The sequence below is a fragment of the Thalassolituus marinus genome (assembly GCF_020320395.1).
Lineage (GTDB): Bacteria > Pseudomonadota > Gammaproteobacteria > Pseudomonadales > Oceanobacteraceae > Venatoribacter > Venatoribacter marinus.
Genome location: NZ_JAEDAH010000090.1, coordinates 1 through 867 on the forward strand (window position 1 = coordinate 1; position 867 = coordinate 867).

The window sequence follows — 867 nt, forward strand, 5'->3', positions numbered from 1 at the left end:
GCAGTCCGCGTCACAAAGACTGATGATTGTTGTGCCACTAACACTCGTGCTGATTGTAGGTTTGCTGGTGTTGGCACTGAATTCTGTGCGCGATGCACTGGTCATTTTTACCGGTGTGCCACTGGCCTTAACCGGTGGCGTACTGGCGCTGACGCTGCGTGATATACCCTTTTCGATTTCTGCCGCCGTTGGGTTTATTGCCCTGTCGGGGATCGCTATTCTGAACGCACTGGTGATGGTGTCATTTATCCGTGAATTACAGCGCTCTGGGCAAAGTCTTGAGCAGGCTATCGTTGAAGGTGCGCTGACGCGTCTGCGTCCGGTGATTACCACAGCATTGGTAGCGTCGCTGGGTTTTGTCCCGATGGCACTGAATACAGGCATCGGCTCCGAAGTACAACGACCACTGGCAACCGTCGTGATTGGTGGTGTTATTTCTTCTACGATTCTGACCTTGTTTGTGATTCCGGCGCTGTACCGCCTGGTTCATCGTAGTGAAAAACGAGGAAATGCATGAAATTGTCTATAACACGTCTTGTACTTTTACTCGCCATGTTAACCACAGCGTCCTTCGCTGTGGCCCATGGCGTTGATGACAATACCCGCACATTTCTGCAACAGAATACCGGCGTGCAGTTCGTCCCTTTCCTGTATATCGGCGCCAAGCACATGATCACAGGATACGATCACCTGCTGTTCCTGCTGGGAGTAATCTTCTTTCTGTTCCGTAGCCGGGAAGTTCTCCTCTACGTCAGTCTGTTTACTCTGGGACACAGCATTACTCTGATGTCGGGCGTTCTGGCCAATATTCAGGTTAACGCTTACCTGATTGATGCCATCATCGGCCTTTCAGTGGTGTACAAAGGT

Annotated in this window: 2 protein-coding genes; both read left to right on the forward strand. The window is 51.1% G+C overall.

What is annotated here, in order from left to right; genetic code table 11:
• On the forward strand, positions 1 to 517 hold a 517-nt coding region (locus I9W95_RS13910), incomplete at its 5' end, for an efflux RND transporter permease subunit (RefSeq protein WP_225675929.1).
• The coding region (locus I9W95_RS13915; RefSeq protein WP_225675931.1) for a HupE/UreJ family protein at positions 514 to 867 on the forward strand (354 nt) is incomplete at its 3' end. The genes I9W95_RS13910 and I9W95_RS13915, both read left to right, overlap by 4 nt.